At 38.8% G+C, this 26441-nt stretch carries 24 protein-coding genes; 14 read left to right on the top strand and 10 right to left on the bottom strand.

The window, feature by feature from the left end; translation table 11 throughout:
* Positions 1-6 precede the first annotated feature (6 nt).
* Genes EAL49_RS05230 through cheW form a run of 6 tightly spaced genes read left to right on the top strand, consistent with a single transcriptional unit; the run spans position 7 to position 7175 of the window.
* Complete coding sequence (locus EAL49_RS05230; protein ID WP_120829395.1) at positions 7-1857, top strand: menaquinone biosynthesis decarboxylase; 1851 nt, start codon at positions 7-9, stop codon at positions 1855-1857.
* Between the two features lie 9 nt (positions 1858-1866).
* On the top strand, positions 1867-2535 hold the full coding sequence (locus EAL49_RS05225; protein WP_120829394.1) for a YggS family pyridoxal phosphate-dependent enzyme: 669 nt from the start codon (positions 1867-1869) through the stop codon (positions 2533-2535).
* A gap of 1 nt (position 2536) precedes the next feature.
* Positions 2537-3295: a UDP-2,3-diacylglucosamine diphosphatase gene (locus EAL49_RS05220; RefSeq protein ID WP_120829393.1), complete on the top strand. Its 759-nt coding sequence runs from the start codon at positions 2537-2539 to the stop codon at positions 3293-3295.
* Positions 3296-3298: 3 nt separating this feature from the next.
* Positions 3299-4234, top strand: coding sequence for a chemotaxis protein CheV3 (gene cheV3, locus EAL49_RS05215; protein ID WP_000818684.1), 936 nt, complete (start codon positions 3299-3301; stop codon positions 4232-4234).
* 56 nt (positions 4235-4290) lie between these two features.
* Positions 4291-6681 (top strand): chemotaxis histidine kinase/response regulator CheAY2, encoded by a 2391-nt coding sequence (gene cheAY2 / locus EAL49_RS05210; RefSeq protein ID WP_120829392.1) that lies wholly within the window; start codon positions 4291-4293, stop codon positions 6679-6681.
* Positions 6678-7175, top strand: coding sequence for a chemotaxis protein CheW (gene cheW / locus EAL49_RS05205; protein ID WP_000070759.1), 498 nt, complete (start codon positions 6678-6680; stop codon positions 7173-7175). Before cheAY2 ends, cheW begins: the two co-directional genes overlap by 4 nt.
* Positions 7176-7432: 257 nt before the next feature.
* Here the strand turns inward: cheW and tpx are convergent, their stop codons facing one another.
* A complete protein-coding gene (tpx, locus tag EAL49_RS05200) occupies positions 7433-7933 on the bottom strand; it encodes a thiol peroxidase (RefSeq protein WP_120829391.1) in 501 nt (166 codons plus the stop codon).
* Positions 7934-8157: 224 nt separating this feature from the next.
* Here tpx and sodB point away from each other — a divergent pair, with 224 nt between their 5' ends.
* Together sodB and cmoA are read left to right on the top strand one after the other, a co-directional pair.
* Complete coding sequence (gene sodB / locus EAL49_RS05195; protein WP_120829390.1) at positions 8158-8802, top strand: superoxide dismutase [Fe]; 645 nt, start codon at positions 8158-8160, stop codon at positions 8800-8802.
* A 54-nt stretch (positions 8803-8856) separates the two neighbouring features.
* Positions 8857-9588: a carboxy-S-adenosyl-L-methionine synthase CmoA gene (gene cmoA / locus EAL49_RS05190; RefSeq protein ID WP_120829389.1), complete on the top strand. Its 732-nt coding sequence runs from the start codon at positions 8857-8859 to the stop codon at positions 9586-9588.
* A gap of 33 nt (positions 9589-9621) precedes the next feature.
* Here cmoA and EAL49_RS05185 read toward each other — a convergent pair whose 3' ends face one another.
* Genes EAL49_RS05185 through zapB form a run of 3 tightly spaced genes read right to left on the bottom strand, consistent with a single transcriptional unit; the run spans position 9622 to position 11942 of the window.
* Positions 9622-11481, bottom strand: a complete 1860-nt coding sequence (locus tag EAL49_RS05185) for a primosomal protein N' (protein WP_120829388.1) — start codon at positions 11479-11481, stop codon at positions 9622-9624.
* Positions 11466-11702: a hypothetical protein gene (locus EAL49_RS05180; protein ID WP_000051171.1), complete on the bottom strand. Its 237-nt coding sequence runs from the start codon at positions 11700-11702 to the stop codon at positions 11466-11468. Before EAL49_RS05180 ends, EAL49_RS05185 begins: the two co-directional genes overlap by 16 nt.
* Before the next feature lie 12 nt (positions 11703-11714).
* Entirely contained in the window at positions 11715-11942 is a 228-nt protein-coding gene (gene zapB / locus EAL49_RS05175) for a cell division protein ZapB (protein WP_001191194.1), read from the bottom strand.
* 205 nt (positions 11943-12147) lie between these two features.
* On the opposite strand from zapB, the gene EAL49_RS05170 reads away from it, so the two are divergent.
* The gene (locus EAL49_RS05170) at positions 12148-12894 is read left to right on the top strand and encodes an SPOR domain-containing protein (protein ID WP_120829387.1); all 747 of its coding nucleotides are present in this window, start codon (positions 12148-12150) and stop codon (positions 12892-12894) included.
* A 2-nt stretch (positions 12895-12896) separates the two neighbouring features.
* Here EAL49_RS05170 and EAL49_RS05165 read toward each other — a convergent pair whose 3' ends face one another.
* Entirely contained in the window at positions 12897-13421 is a 525-nt protein-coding gene (locus EAL49_RS05165; protein WP_120829386.1) for a hypothetical protein, read from the bottom strand.
* Positions 13422-13600: 179 nt separating this feature from the next.
* Here EAL49_RS05165 and EAL49_RS05160 point away from each other — a divergent pair, with 179 nt between their 5' ends.
* From EAL49_RS05160 to gdhA, 3 genes are all read left to right on the top strand, one after another.
* Entirely contained in the window at positions 13601-14824 is a 1224-nt protein-coding gene (locus EAL49_RS05160) for a M48 family metallopeptidase (protein WP_120829385.1), read from the top strand.
* The gene (prmC, locus tag EAL49_RS05155) at positions 14821-15651 is read left to right on the top strand and encodes a peptide chain release factor N(5)-glutamine methyltransferase (RefSeq protein ID WP_120829384.1); all 831 of its coding nucleotides are present in this window, start codon (positions 14821-14823) and stop codon (positions 15649-15651) included. Before EAL49_RS05160 ends, prmC begins: the two co-directional genes overlap by 4 nt.
* 66 nt (positions 15652-15717) lie before the next feature.
* Complete coding sequence (gene gdhA, locus EAL49_RS05150; RefSeq protein WP_120829383.1) at positions 15718-17064, top strand: NADP-specific glutamate dehydrogenase; 1347 nt, start codon at positions 15718-15720, stop codon at positions 17062-17064.
* An 18-nt stretch (positions 17065-17082) separates the two neighbouring features.
* On the opposite strand, the gene EAL49_RS05145 is transcribed toward gdhA, so the two are convergent.
* The 4 genes from EAL49_RS05145 to hemH all read right to left on the bottom strand — a co-directional run bounded on the left by EAL49_RS05145 (position 17083) and on the right by hemH (position 22987).
* Positions 17083-18405: a glycosyltransferase family 10 domain-containing protein gene (locus EAL49_RS05145; protein WP_120829382.1), complete on the bottom strand. Its 1323-nt coding sequence runs from the start codon at positions 18403-18405 to the stop codon at positions 17083-17085.
* 9 nt (positions 18406-18414) lie between these two features.
* The gene (locus tag EAL49_RS05140; RefSeq protein ID WP_120829381.1) at positions 18415-21225 is read right to left on the bottom strand and encodes a cytochrome c biogenesis protein; all 2811 of its coding nucleotides are present in this window, start codon (positions 21223-21225) and stop codon (positions 18415-18417) included.
* Between the two features lie 9 nt (positions 21226-21234).
* Positions 21235-21906 carry a SoxW family protein gene (locus tag EAL49_RS05135; protein WP_120829380.1) on the bottom strand — a complete coding sequence of 224 codons (672 nt, stop codon included), beginning with the start codon at positions 21904-21906 and terminating at the stop codon, positions 21235-21237.
* A 73-nt stretch (positions 21907-21979) separates the two neighbouring features.
* Entirely contained in the window at positions 21980-22987 is a 1008-nt protein-coding gene (hemH, locus tag EAL49_RS05130; protein WP_120829379.1) for a ferrochelatase, read from the bottom strand.
* Between the two features lie 55 nt (positions 22988-23042).
* Between hemH and EAL49_RS05125 the strand changes: the two genes are divergently transcribed.
* Both EAL49_RS05125 and EAL49_RS05120 read left to right on the top strand, forming a co-directional pair.
* Positions 23043-23474: a hypothetical protein gene (locus EAL49_RS05125; RefSeq protein ID WP_000892134.1), complete on the top strand. Its 432-nt coding sequence runs from the start codon at positions 23043-23045 to the stop codon at positions 23472-23474.
* Entirely contained in the window at positions 23475-24155 is a 681-nt protein-coding gene (locus EAL49_RS05120; RefSeq protein WP_120829378.1) for a 16S rRNA (uracil(1498)-N(3))-methyltransferase, read from the top strand.
* 23 nt (positions 24156-24178) lie between these two features.
* Here the strand turns inward: EAL49_RS05120 and EAL49_RS05115 are convergent, their stop codons facing one another.
* Entirely contained in the window at positions 24179-26296 is a 2118-nt protein-coding gene (locus EAL49_RS05115) for a porin family protein (protein ID WP_120829377.1), read from the bottom strand.
* Positions 26297-26441: the final 145 nt, after the last annotated feature.

The following is a 26441-nucleotide window of genomic DNA, read 5'->3' as shown; positions in this document are numbered from 1 at the left end:
GATTGGATGCGAGATTTTTTAAAGCTTTTAAAAAAGCATGATGAATTAAAGATCATTGACACCCCCCTTGAAGTGGATTTAGAAATCGCTCATCTAGCCTATATAGAAGCGAAAAAACCTAATGGAGGCAAAGCCCTTTTATTCACGCAACCCATAAGAAAAGAACATGACCAGATCAAAACCTTTGGCATGCCTGTTTTGATGAACGCTTTTGGCTCTTTCAAACGATTAGATCTTTTATTAAAAACCCCTATAGAGGATTTACAACAACGCATGCAAGCTTTCTTGCGCTTTGACGCCCCTAAAAACTTCACTGAGAGTTTGAAAGTCTTAAAAGATTTATGGGATTTAAGACACGTTTTCCCTAAAAAAACCGCTCGCCCCAAAGATCTCATCACCAAGCAAGATAAAGAAGTCAATTTGTGGGATCTACCCGTTTTAAAAACTTGGGAAAAAGATGGCGGGGCTTTCATCACTATGGGGCAAGTCTATACCCAAAGCCTGGATCATAAAAAAAAGAATTTAGGCATGTACCGCTTGCAAGTTTATGATAAAAACCATTTAGGCTTGCACTGGCAAATCCATAAAGACTCCCAGCTCTTTTTCCACGAATACGCTAAGGCTAAAGTCAAAATGCCTGTCAGTATCGCTATTGGTGGGGATTTGCTCTACACATGGTGCGCGACAGCCCCCTTACCTTATGGGGTTTATGAACTCATGCTCTATGGGTTTATGAGAGGAAAAAAAGCGCGCGTGATGCCATGCCTAAGCAACTCTTTAAGCGTGCCAAGCGACTGCGACATTGTGATAGAAGGGTTTGTGGATTGCGAAAAGCTAGAGCTTGAAGGGCCTTTTGGGGATCACACTGGCTATTACACCCCCATTGAGCCTTATCCTGTTTTAGAAGTCAAAACCATTAGCTATAAAAAAGATTCCATTTACTTAGCCACTGTGGTGGGTAAGCCCCCTTTAGAAGACAAATACATGGGGTATTTGACTGAACGCTTGTTCTTGCCCTTGCTTCAAATGAACGCCCCCAATCTCATAGATTATTACATGCCAGAAAATGGGGTGTTTCATAATTTGATTTTAGCCAAAATACACACGCGCTATAACGCTCATGCCAAACAAGTCATGCACGCTTTTTGGGGTGTGGGGCAGATGAGTTTTGTCAAACATGCGATTTTTGTCAATGAAGACGCTCCCAATCTAAGAGACACCAACGCTATCATTGAGTATATATTGGAAAATTTTTCTAAAGAAAAAATTCTCATCTCTCAAGGCATATGCGATGCTTTAGATCATGCAAGCCCTGAATACGCTATGGGGGGGAAACTCGGTATTGATGCGACCTCTAAAAGCAATACCCCCCACCCCACGCTTTTAAACGATAACGCCTTATTAGCGCTTTTACAAGATAAAATGCCAAATATCGTTCTTTTGAAGCAATATTACCCGCACACCCGTAACCCCATTTGCATCATTAGCGTGGAAAAGAAAGACAAAAGCGTCATTGAATTGGCTAAAAACTTGCTCGGCTTTGAAGAGCATTTACGCATTGTCATCTTTGTAGAGCATACTAGCAACGATTTGAACAACCCTTACATGCTGTTATGGCGCATCGTTAATAATATTGATGCCAAGCGCGATATTCTCACCTCTAAACATTGTTTTTTTATAGACGCTACCAATAAGGGCGTTATGGATAAACATTTTAGAGAATGGCCTGCAGAAACCAATTGCTCCATGGAAGTCATAGAGGATTTGAAAAAGAAAGGGCTTTTAAAAGATTTTGAAACTTTAAATCAAAAATTCCACCTCACGCATTCTTTTAGCACGCATAAAGAAGATCTATAAAGAAGAGCTATGACAGATTATAGCCAAAGGATTGATACCCTCATCGCAAAAATAGAAAAGGCTCGCACCGCCTATTCAAGACACCACATTGTAAAAATCGTGGCTGTTTCAAAAAACGCTTCCCTAGAAGCTATCCAACATTACTACAACTGCTCTCAAAGGGCTTTTGGAGAAAATAGAGTTCAAGATTTAAAAATTAAAATGCATTCTTTAGAGCATTTACCCCTTGAATGGCACATGATAGGCTCTTTACAAGAGAATAAAATCAATGCGCTTTTGAATTTAAAACCCGCTCTTTTGCATTCTTTAGACTCCTTAAAACTCGCTTTGAAGATAGAAAAGCGTTGCGAAATATTGGGCGTCAATTTAAACGCTCTTTTACAGGTTAATAGCGCGTATGAGGAAAGTAAAAGCGGGGTGGTGCCTGAAGAAGCACTAGAAACTTATTCTCAAATCAGTGAAACTTGCAAGCGCCTCAAGCTTAAGGGGCTGATGTGTATAGGGGCGCACACCGATGATGAAAAGGAAATTGAAAAATCCTTTATCACCACCAAAAAGCTTTTTGACCAAATAAAAAATGCGAGCGTTCTTTCAATGGGCATGAGTTGTGATTTTGAATTAGCGATTGCTTGCGGGGCGAATCTTTTAAGGATTGGCTCTTTTTTGTTCAAAGAGTAAGATGCTAGAAACTTATGCGCTTAAAAATGGGGCTGTTTTTATCTCTGATGCGCATTTTTTGCCCAAAAACCCTCATTTAATCCATACGCTTCAAGAACTTTTAAGCGCCAAACCCCCACAAGTCTTTTTCATGGGCGATATTTTCCATGCGCTTGTGGGCTATTTACCCCTAGATAAAGATCAGCGAAAAATCATTGGTTTAATCCATGCTTTAAGCGAAATTTCACAAGTCTTTTATTTTGAAGGCAACCATGATTTTTCCATGCGTTTTGTATTCAATTTTAAAGTGGTGGTTTTTGAGCGCCACAACCAACCCGTATTATTCCAATATGATAACAAACGCTTTTTACTAGCCCATGGGGATTTATTCATTACTAAAGCGTATGAATTTTACATCACGCAGCTCACTTCCACTTGGGCTAGATTTTTTCTAACTTTTTTAAATTTATTAAGTTTTAAAACCTTATACCCTCTTTTTAAAAAACTCATTTATCAAAAACCCGTCCGCCTTTGGGAATTAGATCCAAAAGAATTAAAAGCCTTTATTGAAAAGCGCCTAAAAGCCTATCAAAACTATATTAAAGATCTTAACATTGATAGGATTGATGGCATTATAGAGGGGCATTTTCATCTCAAAAGCGGTGCAAAAATCCCCTTGAATGCGCCGATTTATTGCCCACTGCCTTCCTTTTATTACGAACAAAGCCTTTTTAAGGTATCATCAAACATTTTAGAACCATCTCAAAATAAGGATGCCTAAATCATGGCAGAAAAAACAGCTAACGATTTAAAACTAAGTGAGATAGAACTCGTGGATTTTCGTATTTATGGCATGCAAGAGGGCGTCCCTTATGAGGGGATTTATGGCATTAATGTGGCTAAAGTCCAAGAAATCATCCCCATGCCCACCCTTTTTGAATACCCCACGAATTTGGATTACATTATCGGCGTGTTTGATTTGCGTTCCACGATCATTCCGCTTATAGACTTGGCTAAATGGATAGGGATTGTCCCAGATAAAAGCAAGGAAAACGAAAAAATCGTCATTATCACGGAATTTAATAATGTCAAATTGGGCTTTTTAGTCCATTCGGCTAGGCGTATCAGGCGCATTAGCTGGAAAGATGTGGAGCCTGCATCCTTTAGCGCCTCTAATAGCATCAATAAAGAAAATATCACCGGCACGACCCGCATTGAAAACGACAAAACCCTGCTTATTTTGGATTTAGAAAGCATTTTAGACGATTTAAAACTTAATGAAGACGCTAAAAACACCAAAGATACCCCTAAAGAGCGTTTTGAAGGCGAAGTGTTGTTTTTAGACGATAGCAGAACGGCGAGAAAAACCTTAAAAAACCATTTGAGCAAATTGGGTTTTAGCATCACGGAAGCTGTGGATGGGGAAGACGGGTTGAACAAATTAGAAATGTTATTCAAAAAATATGGGGACGATTTGAGGAAACATTTGAAATTCATTATTTCAGATGTTGAAATGCCTAAAATGGATGGCTATCATTTCTTATTCAAGCTCCAAAAAGACCCCAGGTTTGCCTATATTCCTGTGATTTTTAATTCTTCTATTTGCGATAATTACAGTGCTGAAAGGGCTAAAGAAATGGGGGCTGTAGCGTATTTAGTCAAGTTTGACGCAGAAAAATTCACCGAAGAAATTTCTAAGATTTTAGACAAGAATGCGTAATTCTTTTTATAAAATTGTAAAATACTCTTATCTCAAACGCTAAAAAGGGGTTTTAAATGGATGATTTGCAAGAAATAATGGAAGACTTCTTGATTGAAGCCTTTGAAATGAATGAGCAATTGGATCAGGATTTAGTGGAATTGGAGCATAACCCTGAGGATTTGGACTTGCTCAATCGCATTTTTAGAGTCGCTCACACCATTAAAGGCTCTAGCTCGTTTTTGAATCTCAACATTCTCACGCACCTCACGCACAACATGGAAGATGTCTTGAATCGCGCCAGAAAGGGCGAAATCAAGATCACGCCTGATATTATGGATGTCGTGTTGCGCTCCATTGATTTGATGAAAACTTTACTCGTAACGATTAGAGATACCGGATCGGATACCAATAACGGCAAGGAAAATGAGATTGAAGAAGCGGTCAAACAGCTTCAAGCCATCACGAGCCAAAATCTAGAGGGCACTAAAGAAACTTCAGGGACTAAAGAAGCCCCCCAAAAAGAAAATAAAGAAGAGGCGAAAGGAGAAGCGAAAGAAAACAAGGCAAAAGCCCCTACTGCAGAAAACCCCACAAGCGATAACCCGCTAGCCGATGAGCCGGATTTGGATTATGCTAACATGAGCGCTGAAGAAGTGGAAGCGGAAATTGAACGCCTGCTTAACAAGCGCCAAGAGGCCGATAAAGAACGAAGAGCCCAAAAAAAGCAAGAAGCCAAACAAGAAGTTACCCCAACAAAAGAAACCCCCAAAACAGAAACTAAAGCTAAGGTTAAAGCCGATACCGAAGAAAATAAAGCCCCATCTATCGGCGTGGAGCAAACCGTTAGGGTGGATGTGCGCCGCTTGGATCACTTGATGAATTTAATCGGTGAGCTTGTGTTAGGAAAAAATCGCTTGATCAGGATTTATAGCGATGTGGAAGAACGCTATGATGGGGAAAAGTTTTTAGAGGAATTAAACCAGGTGGTCTCTTCTATTTCAGCGGTAACGACAGACTTGCAACTTGCGGTGATGAAAACCCGGATGCAACCAGTGGGCAAAGTGTTCAATAAATTCCCTCGCATGGTAAGGGATTTGAGCCGGGAATTAGGCAAGAGCATTGAATTGATCATTGAGGGCGAAGAAACCGAATTAGACAAATCCATTGTAGAAGAGATTGGCGATCCGCTCATCCACATTATCCGCAACTCATGCGATCATGGGATTGAGTCTTTAGAAGAAAGACGAAGGCTTAACAAGCCTGAAACCGGTAAAGTGCAATTGAGCGCGTATAATGAGGGCAACCACATTGTGATTAAAATCTCTGATGATGGCAAGGGGTTAGACCCTGTGATGCTTAAAGAAAAAGCGATTGAAAAAGGGGTGATTAGCGAAAGAGACGCTGAAGGCATGAGCGATAGGGAAGCGTTTAACCTCATTTTCAAGCCAGGCTTTTCTACCGCAAAAGTCGTTTCCAATGTTTCAGGCAGAGGCGTTGGCATGGATGTGGTGAAAACCAATATTGAAAAGCTCAATGGGATCATTGAAATTGATTCAGAAGTGGGGGTAGGCACGACTCAAAAGCTTAAAATCCCTCTCACTCTAGCTATCATTCAAGCTTTACTCGTGGGCGTTCAAGAAGAATATTATGCTATACCGCTTTCTTCAGTTTTAGAAACCGTGCGCATCAGCCAAGATGAAATCTACACCGTTGATGGCAAAAGCGTGTTGCGTTTGAGAGATGAGGTGCTTTCTTTGGTGCGCCTTTCTGATATTTTTAAAGTGGATGCTATTTTGGAATCCAACTCAGATGTGTATGTGGTCATCATTGGCTTGGCTGATCAAAAAATTGGCGTGATCGTGGATTATTTGATCGGTCAAGAAGAAGTGGTCATCAAATCTTTAGGTTACTACCTTAAAAACACTAGAGGCATTGCTGGCGCTACGGTGAGAGGCGATGGGAAAATCACTCTTATTGTAGATGTGGGAGCGATGATGGATATGGCAAAAAGCATCAAGGTCAATATCACTACCTTGATGAATGAATCCGAAAACACGAAGAGCAAAAATTCCCCTAGCGATTATATTGTCTTAGCGATTGATGACAGCAGCACGGATAGAGCGATTATCCGCAAATGTTTAAAACCATTAGGCATCACGCTTTTAGAGGCCACTAACGGGTTAGAAGGCTTAGAAATGCTTAAAAATGGCGATAAAACCCCAGACGCTATTTTAGTGGATATTGAAATGCCCAAGATGGACGGCTACACTTTCGCTTCTGAAGTGCGTAAATACAATAAATTCAAAAACCTGCCTTTGATTGCAGTAACCAGTCGGGTAACTAAAACCGATAGGATGCGCGGCGTTGAATCCGGCATGACTGAATACATCACCAAACCTTATAGCGGTGAGTATTTAACCACCGTAGTGAAGCGCAGCATTAAATTAGAAGGAGACCAATCGTGAGCAACCAATTGAAAGATTTATTTGAAAGACAAAAAGAAGCTAATGCAGGTTCTAAACAAGAAGACAATGAAGAAATTTTGCAATTCATTGGCTTTATTATTGGCGATGAAGAATACGCCATTCCTATTTTGAATATTTTAGAAATCGTCAAACCCATTGGTTACACGCGAGTCCCTGAAACCCCAAACTATGTGCTTGGCGTGTTCAATTTAAGGGGTAATGTCTTCCCGTTGATTAGCTTGCGTTTAAAATTTGGCTTGAAAGCTGAAAAACAAAATAAAGACACTCGTTATTTGGTGGTGCGCCATAACGATCAGATCGCTGGGTTTTTCATTGATCGCTTAACTGAAGCCATTCGCATCAAGCAAACGGATATTGACCCAGTGCCAGAAACTTTGAGCGATAACAATAATTTAACTTATGGCATTGGGAAACAAAACGACAGACTCGTAACCATTTTAAGAGTGGAAGAAATCTTAAAAAAAGACTTTTAAAAATTTTAGTTTATCCATAGCCCCTATGGGCTTTGAGAAAGACTTATCCCGTTAAAAAGCTTGATTTTAATCAAGCGATAATGTTTGATTAAAAATAGGATCTTTTTTAATCTTTTCTTTTAAAAATAGCGTGAAAATTTTTTAAACGGATTAAAAAGAACTTTTTATTTTTTAGTCTTTGTTGCCAACACTTTTTAACAAGCGGGGCTTTTGCATTGAGATTCGCTAAATTGTAGCCCCCTCCTTTTAAGGATTTCCTATTTCAACACTTTTAAAAGCGCTTCATAATTGGGCTCTTCTAAAATATTTTGAACGATTTCTTTATAGATAACCACCCCCTTATCATCAAGAACAAACACTGATCGAGCGAGCAAGCCTTGTAAAGAGCCTTTGCCCAACAGCACGCCATAATTTTCCCCAAAAGCCTTATACCTAAAATCGCTTAAGATTCTTAAGTCCTTAATGCCTTCAGCGCCGCAAATTTGCCCTTGAGAAAAAGGTAAGTCCATAGAAATAACGCTAAAACTCACAGAAGGCAGTTTGCCGACTTGCTCATTGAAGCGCTTGGCTTGGAGCAAGCAAACCGATCCGGTTAAGCTAGGGAGCGAGCTAACGACTTGAAAACGCACGCCTTGCTTCAACAGATTGACTTCTTGCAAATCGCCATTGACCAATTTCACATCAGGGGCTTTATCGCCCACTTTCAAGGTTTTCCCTTCTAATTGGTATGTTTCTTCTTTAAAAGTAACTTTTTGCATGGTTAAATCCTTTCTAATGAATTGCTATATTGCGTTAGAATAGTAGCCCATTAAGATTAACTTTTAACAAATTTAAAAAGAATTTGTTTAAAAAGTCGTTTTCATTTTAAAAAACCCCTTAAAATCTACAAAATTTGCATAACGATTTAATTTTTAAGAAAAGATTTACCAAAAAGTATTAAAAAATGATTACAATACGGCTATTCTAATCACAAGGAGAAAACATGTTTACATTACGAGAGTTGCCTTTTGCTAAAGACAGCATGGGAGATTTTTTAAGCCCTGTGGCGTTTGATTTCCACCATGGGAAACACCATCAAGCTTATGTGAATAATTTGAACAATCTCATCAAAGGCACCGATTTTGAGAAAAGTTCTTTGTTTGATATTTTGACGAAGTCTAGCGGAGGCGTGTTCAATAACGCCGCTCAAATTTATAACCACGATTTTTATTGGGATTGCCTAAGCCCCAAAGCGACTGCTTTAATTTGCGATGAGTTAAAAGGGGCTTTAGAAAAAGATTTCGGATCGTTGGAAAAATTTAAAGAAGACTTCATTAAGAGCGCGACCACTTTGTTTGGCTCTGGTTGGAATTGGGCGGCGTATAATTTAGACACTCAAAAAATTGAAATCATTCAAACCAGCAACGCTCAAACCCCAGTCACGGATAAAAAAGTGCCGCTTTTAGTGGTGGATGTGTGGGAGCATGCTTATTACATTGATCACAAAAACGCGCGCCCTGTGTATTTGGAAAAGTTCTATGGGCATATCAATTGGCATTTTGTCTCTCAATGCTATGAGTGGGCGAAAAAAGAAGGCTTAGGCTCAGTGGATTACTACATCAATGAGTTGGTGCATAAAAAAGCTTAAGCGTTATTTTGCATAGAGTGGTTTAAAGGTTTTTAAACCACGCTTCTTTTTTGAATGAAAGACACTCTGTTTAACAAATCCCTAAACAAACGCTTTTGCTTTGATGAGAAGGTCGCCCATGTTTTTGACGACATGTTGGAGCGTTCCATTCCTTACTATCATGAAATGTTGAATCTGGGAGCGTATTTTATCGCTCAAAATTTAAAAGAAAATATCTATCCTAAGCCCTTGCCTAAGCCCTTGATTTATGATTTAGGCTGTTCTACCGGAAACTTTTTTATCGCACTTAACCAACAAATCCAACAAGATATTGAGCTTGTAGGGATTGACAATTCCATGCCCATGCTTAAAAAAGCGCAAGAAAAATTAAAAGATTTTAACAATGTTCGTTTTGAATGCATGGATTTTTTAGAGGTTGAGTTTAAAGAAGCGAGCGCGTTTTCATTGCTTTTTGTGTTGCAATTTGTCCGCCCCATGCAAAGAGAGGTGTTGCTCAAAAAGATTTATAACAGCCTTGCGTTGAATGGGGTTTTATTGGTGGGCGAAAAGATCATGAGCGAGGATCGGATATTGGACAAGCAAATGATAGAACTATACTACCTTTACAAACAAAATCAAGGCTACAGCCACAATGAAATCGCTTTCAAAAGGGAAGCGTTAGAAAATGTGCTTGTGCCTTATAGTTTAAAAGAAAATATCGCGCTTTTAGAAAGCGTGGGGTTTAAGCATGTGGAAGCGCTGTTTAAATGGGTGAATTTCACGCTGTTAGCCGCCAGAAAAACTTAAGTTTTTTAAAAGAATATAGAAAACTTGAGTGTTTTAAAAAATATCCACAGGATCCATGTTCACGCTGCAAGGGATACTAGGGGCGGATTTTAAAAACGCATGCACGCTTTTGATTAGGCTTAAAGGGTTTTTGGAACGCAATAAAATAAGGTAGCGGTAAGAAGAAGCGATTTTTTCAATGGGGGCTTTGAAATTAGAGAGCGTTACGCCCTTTTCTAAACACAAAGAAAGGGTTTGAGAGGCTTTTAGGCTCAATTGTTGGGCTTTTTCTTCGTTTTTATGCTTAAACTCCAACAAACACAGCCTTGAAAAAGGCGGGTAGAGTTCGCACCTTTCTTGCAATTCGTATTGTAAAAAATCTTCATAATCTTCTAAGAAATTTTTTAATAGATCGGTTTCGGTGCTTTGAATGAACACTTGGCCAGAAATTTGCCTAGCACTCCTCCCAGCGATTTGATAAAGTAACGACACGCCTTCTTCTAAAGCCCTGTAACTATTAGATTTAATGATATTATCTATGCCTAAAACAACCGCCAAACTCACTTTAGCGTAATCATGCCCTTTGCTTATCATTTGAGTGCCGATTAAGATATTCGTTTTTTGAGCGTTGAAATCGTTTAAAATGTTGTGGAGTTTTTTTGGCGTGCTAGTGTGATCTTTATCCAAAATCGCTATTTTAGCGCCTTTCAAAAGGCCTTCTAATTCGTTCAACACTTGCATGGTGCCTATCCTTTTACCCACTAAAACTTCGCTTTGGCATGTGCTGCAAATTTTAGGGATAAGGCTTGAAAAATGGCAATAATGGCACATGAGTTTGTTGGTTTTTAAATGCAAACTCATATTCACGCTGCAAAAGGGGCATTGAACGCTTTTATAGCAATTTTGACACAGCAAGGTTTTGAAATTAGCCCTTGTAGGCACAAAAATAATGGCTTGCTCGTTTTTGTCTATCACTTGTTGCAGCGCTTCTAGGAGTTTGGGCGTGATAAAACGCTCCGTTTTTTCAAAAATAATGTTTTTTTGCGTGGGGGTGTAGCGCCCCTTTAGGCGCACTAAAGCCTTATCTTTGAAGCGTTTGTAACTATTCAAACTTGGCGTAGCAGAGCCTAAAATCACTTGAATAGGGAATTTATGGGATAAATACAAGCATAAATCCCTAGCGTTATACATAGGGCTTTGATGGGATTTATAAGAAAAATCATGCTCTTCATCTACAATGATTAAACCCAGCTCTTTAAGGGGTAAAAACAACGCGCTTCGTGTGCCTACCACTAATTTGATTTCTTGCGAATAAAGCTTTTCTAAAAATTGCTTTTTTTGATTTTGAGAGAGTTTGCTATGCCACAAGCCTAAATTTTCTTTAAAGACCCTTTTAAGGCGTTGTTGCATTTGAGGGGTGAGGGCGATTTCTGGCACTAACAACAAAGCGCTTTTTTTTTGCTCTAAAGTTTGAGCGATTGCATGCATATAAATTTCGGTTTTCCCGCTACCCGTATCGCCAAAGAGCAAGCTTGCTGGATGTTTTTGCAATTCTTTTAAAGCGTTGGTTTGCGTTTGGCTTAATATATTAAGAACAGGCTCAATTTTTTCTAACCCCACTAAATCGCATTCTTTAAAAGGGGTAAAAAGGCTTAAGACTGAAGAAAGATTAGCCGAGTAATATTGAGCGATAAAAATAGCGAGCTCCATTTGAAAAGGGAGTAAAAAATAAGGGGTTTTTTCTAGCTCTAGGCATTCAAAAGAGGGTTTTGAAACTTCTTCAAGGACGACGCCCAAAAGCGTTTTATTCCTTAAAGGGACATTGACTAATGCCCCTTTTTTGTGTCGCTCTTTAGAAAAGTAAGTTAAAGGGGGGGTTTTATTTTTTAAAGGAGCGATTAAGTGATAGAACATGATGAGATTTTTTCTAAAAGCTTTTTGAGTTCATTATGCAAATACTCGTTTTGACAACTTTCATGCAAATAGTCTTTTAAAAGCTCTAAGGCGTTTAATTCTTGGTTATGGAAACGCTCCTTTAGGGTGCGTTTCATCTCATCGCTAAAGGTGTTATTGAGAGAGATTTTATAGCGTTTGCCTAAATAAGTGATTTCTAAACTATCGTTTTCTAAAGACATGTTTTTAATGGTTTATGACAATAAATCAGAGATTTTGTCATAAAGACCTTGAATACCCTTATCTTTAGCGCTCAATTCATCGTATAAAATAGCGATTTGAATGTCTTTTTCTTCATTTTGTGCATTCAGGGTAGTGTTTGCTTGGCGTAAAGCGTTCAACTCTTCTTCTTGTTTTTGGATTTTTTCAATCAATTCATCAATTTTAGCGCCCAATTGGTTTAATAAACTTAAAGATTGCATAGTAAGCCTTTCATGGTTTTTGAAAGTTATTATATCAAAGCTATTAAATTATCGCAAAATACCCCTATCCCCTTAAGGTAATGGCTTTTACTATAAAATAAAGTAACTAAAACCCCATGTTTTAAACCATTCTTATGGCGGTATTTAGTATTATTTTTGATTACCATAAAGCAACAAGACAGAAAGCTTGACATGGGAGTGGTGAATGCAAAAAAGTATATTAAAAATGACTCTGTTGTTGGTTTTCCTCTTTTTAAGAAACGCTGTTGGTTTAGAGGATAAAAAAGCGGATCTTAAAAGCGTTCAAAATACGCCCAAAAATTTACCCCCTATCCAATTAAGGCTCAATCAAGTCCATGAAGAACTTATAGAAATGTTAGAAAATATGGGAAAAGGCACGCAGTATGAGTTCCCTAAAATCAAAGAAATCCTGGAGCAAAGCGAAGAAGAATGGCTCAAAGTCGCCCATGAAGAATGCGTGGCGTTGGTTATGTTAATAAGCCCCAAAGCTTCTATTGAAAATAGCCCGATTTATAAGAATTGCTATGAAGCTTATGTGAAGCAAAGAATCCATGATTTATATGATTTTTATATAGAAAGCAAAAAGGTGAAAAGAAAAATCAAGAAAGCCCATAAGCAAGAGACCGCTATTAATCAATCCCAACCTTTAACAAAAGAGCCACCCAAGAACGAGAATAAAAACAGCTTAGTAAAACCCAGCTTAAAAGATGCGAGTATCCCTAAAGGGTATTACTTGCAAATTGGGGCTTTTTTGAACGCGCCCAGTAAGGATTTTTTGCAAACGCTCAAAACTTTCCCTTACCAAATAAAGAAAAAAGACTCCCTCACGCATTATTTGATTGGCCCTTATAAAACGAAAGAAGAAGCCCTAAAACAGCTTGAAAATGCAACTAAAAACTTTAAAAATAAGCCCGTGTTGGTGGAAAGATAGTTTTATTGGATTTGATAAAGCCACCTGGCCATTAGCGCGACAAACAAACTCGCGCCCAAAAACACATAGCCTATCATTTTATAAAGGGGGATAAAATTTTTTTGAATTTCTTCTTCTGCAATAATGATTTTAGAAACCCCTAAGCGGTTAGTTGGGGCGCTGTCTGTGAGGTAAAAGCCCTGTTTTTTAAGCGCAAAATAAGGGGTTTTGATCAAGGCATCATTTTTAAAAGAGGCCACAAACGCCCCGATATTAGAAAACTTGACTTTGTTGTCCGCATCTAACAAGACAAAAGGGGTGTTTTTGAATCGTTCTTCTAAGATTTTTAAAGGCTCTAAAGAAGAGGCATTGTCCAACTCTAAGAGGCTTTTAGCGATCGCATCAGCGGTGTATTGCATGCGTATTTGGGTGTTTTCTAAAAGGTTGTTTTTTGCATAAAAGAAAAATAACGCTAACAAAACCCCCACTAAAAGCAAGGTAGAAAGGGTATAAACGATTAAAAAACGCTTTTTAAAAGAATAGGGCATGACAAACCTTTTTGTTGATAGCGGGTTGGATAACACAGCTTTTTATGATTGGATTAAAAACGCTCAAAAACAGCCTCTTTTTTCTACCATACTTATTTAATTTTATGGTAAATTTTTGAAAAATTGTTATAATTCCTACACTTTTATTGGTAAATTTAATGAAGAAGGGAGTTTGGAAGATGCTTGATGTATGGATAGATATGATAATTTGTATTTTTTATTTGCTCTTTTTTACGACTCCTTACATTGTAGGCGATATTTTGCAATTGAAATTTATCCGTCAAAAGCTCTGCGAGAAGCCTGTTTTACTCCCACAAAAGGATTATGAAGAAGCGGGAAATTATGCCATTAGAAAAATGCAATTATCCATTATTTCTCAAATTTTAGACGGGATCATCTTTGCTGGTTGGGTCTTTTTTGGTTTGACGCATTTAGAAGATTTGACGCATTATTTAAACCTTCCTGAAACGCTAGGCTACTTGGTGTTTGCCTTGTTGTTTTTAGCGATTCAAAGCGTTTTAGCTTTACCCATTAGCTACTACACCACCATGCATTTGGATAAGGAATTTGGCTTTTCTAAGGTGAGCTTGTCGTTGTTTTTTAAGGATTTTTTCAAAGGGTTATCGCTCACTTTAGGCGTGGGGTTGTTGTTGATTTACACTCTTATTATGATCATTGAACATGTGGAACATTGGGAGATTAGCTCGTTTTTTGTCGTGTTTGTTTTTATGATCTTGGCTAATCTTTTTTACCCTAAAATCGCCCAGCTTTTCAACCAATTCACCCCCTTGAACAATAGGGATTTAGAGAGTCAAATTGAGGGCATGATGGATAAGGTGGGTTTTAAATCCGAAGGCATCTTTGTGATGGACGCTAGCAAAAGGGATGGGCGTTTGAATGCGTATTTTGGGGGCTTGGGTAAAAACAAGCGGGTGGTGTTGTTTGACACTTTAATTTCTAAAGTTGGGACAGAAGGGCTTTTAGCCATTTTAGGGCATGAATTAGGGCATTTTAAAAATAAGGATTTGTTGAAAAGTTTAGGGATTATGGGGGGCTTGCTCGCTCTTGTTTTTGCTCTGATCGCTCATTTGCCACCATTGGTTTTTGAAGGCTTTAATGTCTCGCAAACGCCAGCGAGTTTGATTGCGATTTTACTCTTGTTTTTGCCGGTGTTTTCCTTTTACGCCATGCCTTTGATCGGGTTTTTTAGCCGAAAGAATGAATACAATGCGGACAAATTTGGGGCGAGTTTAAGCTCTAAAGAGGTTTTAGCCAAAGCGTTAGTGTCCATTGTGAGCGAAAATAAAGCGTTCCCCTATTCGCACCCTTTTTATGTTTTCTTGCATTTCACGCACCCGCCGCTATTAGAGCGCTTGAAAGCTTTGGATTATGAAATTGAATGACCCTTTCACAAGCCCTAAACAAAGCCAAAAAAGAATTATCGCTAAAAGGCTTTAGGGGGGGGTTAGAGTCTGAAATTTTATTGGGCTTTGTCTTGCAAAAAGAAAGGGTTTTTTTGCACACGCATGAGCATTTGGAATTAAGCCACGAAGAAGAGGTGCGCTTTTTTGAATTGGTAGAAAAGCGCTTGAATGACTGCCCCATAGAGTATTTATTAGAAAGCTGTGATTTTTATGGGCGCTCTTTTTTTGTGAATGAGCATGTTTTAATCCCACGGCCTGAAACGGAGCTTTTGGTCCAAAAAGCCCTTGATATTATTTCTCAATACCATTTAAAAGAAATAGGCGAAATCGGCATAGGGAGCGGATGCGTGTCTGTGAGTTTGGCTTTAGAAAACCCTAATCTCTCTATTTATGCGAGCGATATTTCACCCACAGCTTTAGAAGTGGCGTTAAAAAATATTGAACGCTTTAATTTAAAAGAGCGTGTTTTTTTAAAACAAACGCGCCTTTGGGATCATATGCCAACGATAGAAATGCTTGTCTCTAACCCGCCTTATATCGCTAGAAATTATCCTTTGGAAAAATCCGTTCTCAAAGAACCGCACGAAGCCCTTTTTGGGGGGGTTAAAGGCGATGAAATCTTAAAAGAAATCATTTTTTTAGCCGTTGGATTAAAAATCCCTTTTTTGGCTTGTGAAATGGGGTATGACCAGTTAAAAAGCTTGAAAGAATGTTTGGAGTTTTGCGGTTATGATGCAGAGTTTTACAAGGATTTGAGCGGCTTTGATAGAGGGTTTATAGGCGTTTTAAAAAGTTTTTTAAAATAAGGTTAAAACTTAATTACCCTTTTAGTGTTACAATAAAAACACTTAAAACAATAAAGGATGCCGCTCATGTATGTTGAAAAAATTCTCCAATCTTTACAGAAAAAATACCCCTATCAAAAAGAGTTCCATCAAGCCGTCTATGAGGCTATCACTTCGTTAAAACCCCTTTTAGACAGCGATAAAAGCTATGAAAAGCATGCGATTTTAGAGCGTTTGATTGAGCCTGAAAGGGAGATTTTTTTTAGGGTGTGTTGGCTAGATGATAACCATCGAATCCAAGTCAATCGGGGGTGTAGGGTTGAATTCAATTCGGCTATTGGCCCTTATAAGGGGGGCTTGAGATTCCACCCTAGCGTGAATGAAAGCGTGATCAAGTTTTTAGGCTTTGAGCAAGTGTTGAAAAATTCGCTCACCACTTTGGCTATGGGGGGCGCTAAGGGGGGGAGCGATTTTGACCCTAAAGGGAAGAGCGAGCATGAGATCATGCGTTTTTGCCAGGCGTTCATGAACGAATTGTACCGCCACATTGGAGCCACGACTGATGTGCCAGCTGGGGATATTGGAGTGGGCGAAAGAGAGATTGGCTATCTGTTTGGGCAATACAAAAAATTAGTCAATCGTTTTGAGGGCGTATTGACCGGTAAAGGACTCACTTATGGGGGGAGTTTGTGCAGAAAAGAAGCTACCGGTTATGGGTGCGTGTATTTTGCGGAAGAAATGTTGCAAGAGAGGAACAGCTCTTTAGAGGGCAAGGTTTGTAGCGTTTCTGGGAGCGGTAATGTCGCAATTTATACCATTGAAAAATTACTTCAAATAGGAGCTAAACCGGTAACGGCGAGCGATTCTAATGGCATGATTTATGATAAAGACGGCATTGATTTAGAGCTTTTGAAAGAAATTAAAGAAATCCGTCGTGGGAGAATCAAAGAATACGCCCTACAAAAACCAAGCGCGAAATACACGCCCACAGAAAATTACCCCAAAGGGGGGAATGCTGTATGGCATGTGCCTTGTTTTGCGGCTTTTCCTAGCGCGACTGAGAATGAATTGAGCGTTTTAGACGCTAAAACCCTCCTTTCTAACGGGTGTAAATGCGTGGCTGAAGGGGCGAACATGCCCTCAAGCAATGAAGCGATTGAATTGTTTTTGCAGGCTAAGATTTCTTATGGCATAGGCAAGGCGGCTAATGCTGGGGGGGTGAGCGTGAGCGGCTTAGAAATGGCGCAAAATGCGAGCATGCACCCTTGGAGTTTTGAAGTGGTGGATGCGAAATTACACCATATTATGAAAGAGATTTATAAGAATGTTTCTCAAACCGCTAAAGAGTTTAAAGATCCTACTAATTTTGTTTTAGGGGCTAATATCGCTGGTTTTAGAAAAGTAGCGTCTGCGATGATAGCGCAAGGGGTTTGATGGGTTTGTTTTACAAACTTATTTTTTAACCCACCTCCTTATTACGCGCAACAAAGGCAAGGATTTTTGATAAGCTTTGCGATAGATTTTAAAAGTAGTGTTTTGAGAGAGTTCTAATAAAGGCGAAGCGTTTTGTAAAAGCCGGTCATAATTGGCTCTCAAATCATCATAATTGGCTCTCAAATCATCATAATTGGCTCTCAAATCATCATAATTGGCTCTCAAATCATCATAATTAACCCTCAAATCATCAATGGATATTAGCGGCTCATGCAAATCACGATAAAGAGTGAAAGGGTTATTGTGATAGATCGTATCGTTTTCTAAAATGGTTTTAAAAAAATCTAAGATTTTTTTAAAACTCAAATCCTGGTAAAAGTAAGCTTTCCCATCAATGGTGTTTAAAGGGTTTTCATAGAGCATGTCTAAATAAGCGTTTGGGTGCGTGTGCAAGTATTTGATATAATCAATCGCTTCATCAAAATCTTTAAAATCATGCACATTCACAAAACTTTTAGGGTTAAAATCTTGTGCCACGCTAGGACTCCCCCAATAAATAGGGATCGTGTGGCTGAAGTAAGCGTCAATGATTTTTTCAGTAACATAGCCATAGCCTTGAGTGTTTTCAAAACACAGATTGAACTTGTATTGGCTTAAAAACTCGCTCTTGTTTTTGACATTATAGCCTAAAGTGTTTTTCACGCTTCCTCCCCCAGTGACCGGCTCAATAGCGTTTAAAACCTCATAGAAAGCACTCCTTTTAGGAGCGTTAGGGTTGCTGGCGACAAAACTTGCAAACCCTCTTTTGAAAGGATCGCTTTCGCCTTTCACTACAGCGCATAAATTAGGGTGGTTTTCTTTGAATTTATGGGAGGGCTTTTTTAAAGTATAAAGGCTATCAGTTTTAAGAGTGTAGGGTGCAGTGGTGTCATTCACGCTTTGAGCCTTATAATGCAAACTTGCATAATACAAAGGCATTCTCAAATAACGCTCTTTAAAATCCAATTCATCAAAGCCTATGGCGTAATCAAAGAGGTTGAAATTAGGGACTTCATTTTCGCCGGTATAGAATACTCGTTTAGTGTTTTGGTAGGAGAGGATTTTTCTGGCTGATTCAAGGGGGTTACTAAAAACTAGGTCTACATGCTTTTTAGGGTTTCGGTGATAAGTGATTTCGTAATATTGGCTTAAGATAACATGCAAGATAAAACGCTTAAACCCTTTGGTTTCTCTTTTATCCAAAGGCCACCAATTCGCTATGGCTATATTTAAGGGGGGCTTGTGGTCTATTGCATCTAAATAAGCACTGTCTGTATAAGCGTCTAGTAGGGGTTGGAACATGGTTATCCTTTAAACCAATTTAGGCAAACTCAAATGGCGTTTGAAATACGCCAAGATCACGAGAGCGAAAGGTATCGCTACCAAAAAATATAAAAAAGTAGGGATAGGCAAGGGATCGCCTGCGGCATAGCTGTGCAAGCCAGAAAGGTAGTAATTCACGCCAAAATAAGTCATTAAAACCGAATAAAACCCTAGCACGCTGCTGCTCGCTAAAATAAAGGGCCAATTGTGAGAGCCTAAAAAACGCAAATGCAAGATTAAAGCATAGACGCAAATAGAAATCAACGCCCAGGTTTCTTTAGGGTCCCACCCCCAATAGCGCCCCCAAGATTCATTCGCCCACACCCCGCCTAAGAAATTCCCGGCCGTGAGCATGAACAGGCCTAAAATCATGCTCATTTCATTGATGGCACTAATGGAGAGAATGGTTTTGTCTAAATTGAAACGCCCTTGTTTGCGCAAAATAAACAAAACCAAACTCAAAATCCCTAGCACAAAACACAAGCCCAAAAAGCCATAACTGGCGGTGATGACAGAGACATGGATATTGAGCCAATAGGATTTTAACACCGGCACTAAAGGGCCAATTTGAGGATCCATAAAGCCTAAATGAGCCACAAAGAGCGCGATACCGGCTAAAAAGCTAGAAGCCGATAGCGCGAGTTTGGATCGTAAAACAAACCCTGCGATAACAGAAGCCCATGCGATATAAAGCATGGACTCATAAGCGTTGCTCCAAGGCGAATGCCCGCTCACATACCAGCGTAAAACGAGTCCCATAGAATGAGCGATCGCGCAAAGCAAGATAGCCATATAAAGGATTTTAGTGAGCCAAATATTTGGAGTCGTGTTTTTAACCAAAGAGGTGATCACAACGATAAAAAGCAACAATCCTAAAAGGATATAAGGCAAGGTCAGGCTGTTAAAAAAATTGGTGTGGTTTAAAAAAATTTCAGAATCCACTTTTGAAGAGGGTAAATAGAGGTTTTTGGCATGCTCTTGTTGGTAAATGCTTAAATCTTTTAGGGTTTTTTCTACTTTATCCCATTGATTGGTTTTTAAAGCGTCATCAAACCCGCTAAAAATATTTTTTAAAAACTCCGTTGCCACGCTTGAAATTTCTTTATTGGGGCTGTTGATCGCTTCAATGGGCGAGAGCCAAGCGGTGGTTTTATCGCTAGGGAAAATGCGTAAAAATTGAGCGCTAAAAAGCGTATAGACTAAGTTGATTCGTTCATCTACTTTTAATATGTCTTTATCCAACTCGTTGCGCGCATTGGGGGATTTTTGATTGGCTTCTTCAACCAAATTTTTTAATTTATACCCACGGCTATCAAACGCATCTCTAAAGGCGATACGGCTTTCGTCTAAAGGCGTGCCAATAAGCTTCCTTAAGGCTTTATTAGAAGTGTAAATCATCTTAATACTGCGCCAATCGTTAGGGAAAAACATGATTCCTAAAAGCACTTGCATGGCGTTTAGCCCTTGAAAATCATCTTTTTTTAAAATCTTATGAATGTATTCAATGCTGATGGTATCAAGGGGTTTGATACGCCCATCAAAATCTTGGACTTGAAGCCTTTGAAAGGCTTTTAAGTGGTCTTTGGAATACTCTCTTAAATGCTTCAAACGCTCTAAAATCGCGCTTTTAGAATCTTCTTTATTGGCGGGATTTTCTATCTTTTGTCGTTCTATTTTAGTGCTTTTGCCCCCATGCATGTCAATTTGGCCTTCATTGGCAAACGAAGAAGTAAAAGGGCTGATTAAAATTAAAGCGAGTAAGAAACTAGCGGCTTGTTGGGATTTTAAAAAGCGTGAAAGCTTCAAAAAACGCCCGTTTTTATCCAAAAGCAACCACAAAGCCCCCAAAATAAGCATCGCATACCCTAAATAGGTGGGGATTTTGCCCGGATCTTTATTGACAGAAAGGATCGTGCCTTTTTCATCCATGTCATAGGAAGATTGGAAAAAGCGATAGCCCTCATAATCTAAAACATGGTTCATAAAAATCCTATAAGGTTTGATTAAGGTGTTATCCAATTCCAACACTTCCACTTCTGAAGCGTAAGATGAAGGGCTCATAGAGCCGGCATAGCGCTCTAATTCAAAACGCTTCAGTTTGATTTGAAAGGGCAATTCAATGTAAGCGGATCCAAAACTTAAAGAGAGCTTGTCGTCTTTAAACACCTCGCTTTCTTCTATGCCTTCATTCCTGTTGTTTTTAATGAGGTTGAATTTGTGGCTCACGCCGTTATAAGTCGCCTTTAACACTAAAATAGTAGCGTCATCTTTTTTAATGGCGTTTTGCTTGTAAATCTCTAAGGGTTCTAAAATCAAAGGCTTGTGATCTAAAGTGGCATGAATGGGTTTTAATCGTTTGGAATAATAAAAAGTTAAAGGCGTTTTTAAAGAAAGTTTTTTTTCGTCATTTAGGGTGATATTAAGGTAAGTGTCCGCGCTTTCAAAAGAGCTTTGCGCGCTGTTTTCTCGCACATGCATAAGCCCTTCTACGCCAAAAAAACGCGTGATGGCTGCCCCTAAAATGATGAAAATCAAGGAGCTGTGGAAAAAAAGGCTCGCATACCTTTTGCGCTCCAAAGCTTTAGATTTAATGAATGTGCCTATTAAAACCACCAACAAATACGCATGCAAGAAATTGAACCAAGAGGTGTTATACACAATCGCCTTACTCGCGCTCGTGCCGTAATCGTTTTCTATAAAAGTGGCTATCGCGCACGCGCAAGCGTAGAGCGCGATTAAAGGGATAGCGACCCAAAAAGAAGCGAACAAAAAAGAGAGCAAGCTCTTAAGGTTTTTCATTCTCATTCTCTAGCTGGACTTGCTCTTAGAAAGGTTGGTTTTATACTTGATGTAAGCCTTTAATTTTTTAGTGAGATCCTCATCGTTTTTCGTGTCTTGATACTTCCCATCGCCGATAAATTCTAACACGGCTAAAAATTGCACAGAAGGCATATAGCCGGGCAATTCATAGATGGTTTTACCGGTTTTATCGGATAAAACAATCGTAGGGGTGGATTGGACGGCATAAATTTGCGCTAATTCTTCTGTGGACATTTTGATTTCTTTTTCATCATTTTTATCCTTATCGCCGACTTTAAAATTATGCTCTTTAGAATAGCTGATATTGACATAGTAAGCGCTAAAATGCTCTCTAATATAGTTGCGCAATTCTTTGACATTTTTGAGATCTTTTTTAAGCCTTTCACAATAGGAGCAACCATTGCGCCCAAAAACTAAAAGCATGTATTTATCATTAGGGCTAATGGACTTGTTGTCTAAAAAAACATCTTCTAAACCAGCGTAGCTCTTTTTGTCTATATTGTCTCGCTCATCGTTCAATTCTTTGGAGCTTTGAGAGCCGGAGCTTAAAAGATTTTCGTCTAATTTGTCTTTATTGTTGGATTTGCAAGCGCTTAAAAACAGCGAAATCAATAGCAACACGCTTAAAAATTTCTTGGAAACATAAGAAAGTGAAAACATGTAATAACCTTTATTGTTTAATAGATTTGAAAACTAGGTATCTTACTACAATAATCGCTTTTTTATGCAAATTTCACTCACTTTTAAGGTTATTCACTAATTCAATGATAAATTTTGCAAACTCTATGGAATCGTTTAAGCATGGGCAAACCAAATATTCCTTAATTGCCAAGCGCTCTGCCATCAAGCGGTATTGCATGTCTAATTCATAGAGCGTTTCAGAATTGTCAATCGTGAAAGCCAAAGGATAGATGATAATATGAGATTTGCGGTGCTTTTCTATCAACTCTTCAGTGCTTGGCTCTAGCCATTTCATAGGCCCTAGCTTGGATTGGTAAGAGAGTAAAACTTCTTTAAAAGGGATATTTTTTTGTTGCATCAACTCTTTTAACAAACTCACATGGTGTTCGCATTCTTGCTGGTAAGTATCACCGGCATCAATAACGCTTTTAGGTAAGCCATGAACAGAAAAGATTAAGACAAAATCCTGACTCTTGCGGTTGTTTAGGGTGTTTAAAATCGTGTTTAAAATGATTTCATTAAGCTTTGTGCTGGCATAAAAGCGCTCTATCACTCGCACTTTAGGGCGGAAAGTTTCTAAGGATTTGAGAGCGTTAAAAGCGTCATTGAAACTAGAAAGCGTGGTAGTGCTAGAATATTGAGGATACATGGAAAAAAACACCAAGCTTTCTACCTCTTTTAAGGCCAAATCTTGCAAGACCATAGACGCATAAGGGGGAGTATAGCGCATCGCATAAGTGTAAAAGCGAGAAGGATCCAATTCATTCAAACGCTCTGTAAGGGCGAATGTGATAGGCGTTAAAGGGGATTTGCCCCCTAATTTTTCATAGATTTTTTTGGATTTTTCTATGCGGCTATTGACAATCATTTTACCCACCATTTTACGCATGAAATTATTTTTAATGGTAAGGATAAAGGGGTCATCAAACATGTTTTTTAAAAACACCCCCACTTCATAAAGGCTGTTAGGCCCTCCCATATTCAAAAGAACAACCGCTTCTTTGGGGGATTTTATGGCGTGATTTTCTAAATTATTGAGCTTTTCATTGATCAAATTCATTAGCACATGCTAAAATAAAACGATTAATAAAAAATAAATCGTTAGAAAGAAGTTAATGTTAGAGATGAGTTTGCAAGCATTAAATACACAAGATTCTTCTGTGATGGCTCAATCCTTGCTTGTCCATGCCTTTTTTGCCGCTTTGCTCGCCCTAGCCTTTATGATCAATCTTTACACCCTTTTTAAAGAAAAGAATTTTATCCAATTGAACAAAAAAATCTATCTTGTCATGCCAGCGATTTACATTCTTTTAAGCATCGCTCTTTTGAGCGGGATTTTTATTTGGGCGATGCAGCAATTTGAATTTTCTTTTAGCGCTGTTGCCATGCTTTTAGGGTTGTTGTTGATGCTTATAGCAGAAATCAAACGCCATAAAAGCGTGAAATTCGCTATCACTAAAAAAGAAAGGATGGAAGCCTATATCAAAAAGGCTAAAATCCTGTATTTTTTAGAAACGATTCTTATTGTTGTGTTAATGGGCCTTTGAATGCGTTTTGTCTACCACCCTTTAGCCAAAGAGCCTATTTTAAAAATAGAAGGCGAGAGTTATATCCATTTATACCGATCAAGGCGTATCAAAAGCGCGAGCTATTTGGATTTAAGAAATTTAAAAGACGGCTTTTTATACACCTATGAGCATGCAGAAATCACTAAAAAACACGCCCTTTTAAGGCTAGTGGGCGTGCAACCATTAGAGATTATGGCTAATAAAAAAACGCATTTGATTTTAAGCGTGATTGAAATCAAAAGCATTGAAAAAATCCTACCATTTTTAAACCAGTTAGGCGTGAGCAAGTTGAGTTTATTCTATGCGGATTTTAGCCAACGCAATGAAAAAATAGACAGCGCCAAATTAGAGCGCTTTCAAAAGATTTTGATTCATTCTTGCGAGCAATGCGGTAGGAGCGCTTTAATGGAATTGGAAGCGTTTCCAAACACCAAAGAAATGTTAAACGCCTACCCTAAAGCGAGCGTTTTGGATTTTAACGGCGAAACTTTGCCCGCAAGCGCGAATTTTGAAAAAGGCGTTATCATAGGGCCTGAAGGGGGCTTTAGCGAGCAAGAAAGAGAGTATTTTAAAGAGCGTGGAATTTATCGCATCCCGTTAGATATGGTGCTAAAATCTGAGAGTGCATGCGTGTTTGTGGCGAGTATCGCGCAAGTTTAGGGGGTTATTGGGGATTTTAAATCCTAGAAAATCCACCCATAGTTGAAAAACACTTTAAAATGGCTGCCCCCTTCATTCAAAACAACAGAGTTCGCATAGATGCCATTATTAGAAGCGATTTTAATACCGCTTTGGATTAAAGGAACGCTAATGCCTATGGAATATTTAGAATGCTTGTAGCGGTAATTAAACCCAGTAACTATATCTAAATTACCGCTTCCTTTGACTTGATTGAAAACATAGTAGCTATTGTATAAGCCCCTTAACCCCCCAAACACCCCAAAAGAGGAAGCAAAAACTTTTTTAGTTGGATTGCCTTGCTTTTTATTGGCATAAGTGGTGATGAAATCAAACAACACATCCATTCCCCCACCATAGCTTAATTGCTGGATTTTTTCGTTATTGGCTTGAGCGTAGTTGTATTTGATGATGCCGTAATAGGCTAACCCTATGTAGTCATTGAAATAATGTTGGTAGCCTATTTTAACATTAGCACCTAAAATAGGGCTTCTAAAATTCTTACTTGAAGAGCGGTAAGTGGTGGTGGAAGTGGTGGAAAAATTTTGCGCGATCGCACTGATCATAGAGGTTGCAAAATTTTGCGCGTTCAAACTGGCGTCTAAATAGTTGGCTTGGCTGCTCAAATTAGCGAAATTAATGGGCAGAGCGTTTTGATTGATGAGCTGTTGCCAAACAGCGGTAGTAACCCCTATAAGCCCGGCGGGGACTTGAGCGCAATTCGTATAAATGGAATTGGGGTAATTGCTAGGGAAAGCGGGCTGATTTTTGCCGCCAAAACGAGAGCAAACATCATAGGTGTAACCATCCTGATCTTTTACTTCTTTCCCATTTGTAAATTTTAGTTCTTCTTTCCCATTGACCAATTCTTCTTTTCCACCCTCACATTCTTGTATAGCTCCGCCGTTTTCTTGACACAAGCGTACCCTTTGATAAGTCATGTTCCCGTTATGCGTATAGCCTTTAGTGTGGCTAAATTCATGGATAATGTCTCTTAATTCCACAATATCAACTTTGTTCAAAGTTTTACCAAACAATTTTTCGGGATTTAAAGCAGAAGCTTCTATCCCCAGATTACCATCATTATCATCAAGTTCATACCCTAGCCCTACAAACCCTGATTTTAGGATATTCACTTCAAGATTGATCGTTCTTCTAAACGCATCTATAACGGATTGTGGGGTTAGCACATATTTTTCATAGATGGGAGCGACACGCCCGTTATTGAAAGGATTCACGCATTTAGGAAAGTCAGAGCCGCACTCTGATGAGCTGTTAGAAAATTGGAAAGGGGCGTTTAAAACGGCTTCTTCCCAAGATTTAGAGTCAAACACCGCAATCATGTCCAACATTAAATTGGTCAATTCTTCTGCGGTTTGTGGGGTGAAATCTGACACACAATCATGGCAATTACCTTTAAAATTGTTGGTATCGGCGTTTTCATAACTCATCGTTACATTGGTCGTGATTTGGCTGAGCTTTTGAAACAAACTTTGCGTGTTAGCATCAGAAAATTGTGTGGCAGTGGCTTGAAGTTGTTGGTAATTAAAGCTATCAGCTTGTTCAAATTCTGAATCATTAAACAAGCTTGCAGGCAGAATGATTTGAGAATCTTTAGGGATAGTCTCTATCACGCCTAAATTGATTACCTTGCCTTGAGCGTCTTTAAAACTAAGTTCAACATTGTTTAAATTGTAAGGCAGAAAGTTTTGTATGGTTACGCTCCCATTAACCATATTCGCATACACAGGGCTTTGAGAATAAAAAGTTAAGCCATTTTCTATATTGTTCGTGGTGAATAAAGCCGTTGCGTTTTTTAAAATGGTGCTTTGGGGTATGTAGTATTTTCCGTAAGTGCTTTGTGGGGTGGCTGTATCGCTTTTGTTTTGTTCTTTAGGCTGTTCTTTAGTTTGGGGGTGGGTTAGGGGGTTTTCATAGATTTTTTGAGTGTTTTGGGTGTTTTGGGTTATTGTTTGTTCTTTAGTTTGTGTGCCTTCTAATAACCCGGTTTCAAACCCGGCTTCTATAAAAAAGCCGTCTTTTTGGTTTTTTTGAAAGGCTTCTAAAGGGTTGAATAAGCCGATTAAAGACAAACAAATCGTTTTACTAACGAATCTTAGCATGGTAATTTCCTAAATAATTTAGCGTTTTGTTCTCAAAGAGTGTGTAACTCAATAGAGACTGAAGTTTCGTATTATAATATATTTTTGAGAAATTGCGGTATTGTTTGTATTAAAAAACGAATAACACTGATAAAGAAAGACCTTG

This window comes from Helicobacter pylori (assembly GCF_003637665.1).
GTDB lineage: Bacteria > Campylobacterota > Campylobacteria > Campylobacterales > Helicobacteraceae > Helicobacter > Helicobacter pylori_CK.
This window is presented reverse-complemented; position numbering and strand designations above follow the sequence as displayed.

Coding starts and splice junctions, on each gene's coding strand:
- EAL49_RS05230 (WP_120829395.1), top strand. CDS start 7: ATGCGAGATTTTTTAAAGCTTTTAAAAAAGCATGATGAATTAAAGATC.
- EAL49_RS05225 (WP_120829394.1), top strand. CDS start 1,867: ATGACAGATTATAGCCAAAGGATTGATACCCTCATCGCAAAAATAGAA.
- EAL49_RS05220 (WP_120829393.1), top strand. CDS start 2,537: ATGCTAGAAACTTATGCGCTTAAAAATGGGGCTGTTTTTATCTCTGAT.
- cheV3 (WP_000818684.1), top strand. CDS start 3,299: ATGGCAGAAAAAACAGCTAACGATTTAAAACTAAGTGAGATAGAACTC.
- cheAY2 (WP_120829392.1), top strand. CDS start 4,291: ATGGATGATTTGCAAGAAATAATGGAAGACTTCTTGATTGAAGCCTTT.
- tpx (WP_120829391.1), bottom strand. CDS start 7,933: ATGCAAAAAGTTACTTTTAAAGAAGAAACATACCAATTAGAAGGGAAA.
- sodB (WP_120829390.1), top strand. CDS start 8,158: ATGTTTACATTACGAGAGTTGCCTTTTGCTAAAGACAGCATGGGAGAT.
- cmoA (WP_120829389.1), top strand. CDS start 8,857: ATGAAAGACACTCTGTTTAACAAATCCCTAAACAAACGCTTTTGCTTT.
- EAL49_RS05185 (WP_120829388.1), bottom strand. CDS start 11,481: ATGTTCTATCACTTAATCGCTCCTTTAAAAAATAAAACCCCCCCTTTA.
- EAL49_RS05180 (WP_000051171.1), bottom strand. CDS start 11,702: ATGTCTTTAGAAAACGATAGTTTAGAAATCACTTATTTAGGCAAACGC.
- zapB (WP_001191194.1), bottom strand. CDS start 11,942: ATGCAATCTTTAAGTTTATTAAACCAATTGGGCGCTAAAATTGATGAA.
- EAL49_RS05170 (WP_120829387.1), top strand. CDS start 12,148: ATGCAAAAAAGTATATTAAAAATGACTCTGTTGTTGGTTTTCCTCTTT.
- EAL49_RS05165 (WP_120829386.1), bottom strand. CDS start 13,421: ATGCCCTATTCTTTTAAAAAGCGTTTTTTAATCGTTTATACCCTTTCT.
- EAL49_RS05160 (WP_120829385.1), top strand. CDS start 13,601: ATGCTTGATGTATGGATAGATATGATAATTTGTATTTTTTATTTGCTC.
- prmC (WP_120829384.1), top strand. CDS start 14,821: ATGACCCTTTCACAAGCCCTAAACAAAGCCAAAAAAGAATTATCGCTA.
- gdhA (WP_120829383.1), top strand. CDS start 15,718: ATGTATGTTGAAAAAATTCTCCAATCTTTACAGAAAAAATACCCCTAT.
- EAL49_RS05145 (WP_120829382.1), bottom strand. CDS start 18,405: ATGTTCCAACCCCTACTAGACGCTTATACAGACAGTGCTTATTTAGAT.
- EAL49_RS05140 (WP_120829381.1), bottom strand. CDS start 21,225: ATGAAAAACCTTAAGAGCTTGCTCTCTTTTTTGTTCGCTTCTTTTTGG.
- EAL49_RS05135 (WP_120829380.1), bottom strand. CDS start 21,906: ATGTTTTCACTTTCTTATGTTTCCAAGAAATTTTTAAGCGTGTTGCTA.
- hemH (WP_120829379.1), bottom strand. CDS start 22,987: ATGAATTTGATCAATGAAAAGCTCAATAATTTAGAAAATCACGCCATA.
- EAL49_RS05125 (WP_000892134.1), top strand. CDS start 23,043: ATGTTAGAGATGAGTTTGCAAGCATTAAATACACAAGATTCTTCTGTG.
- EAL49_RS05120 (WP_120829378.1), top strand. CDS start 23,475: ATGCGTTTTGTCTACCACCCTTTAGCCAAAGAGCCTATTTTAAAAATA.
- EAL49_RS05115 (WP_120829377.1), bottom strand. CDS start 26,296: ATGCTAAGATTCGTTAGTAAAACGATTTGTTTGTCTTTAATCGGCTTA.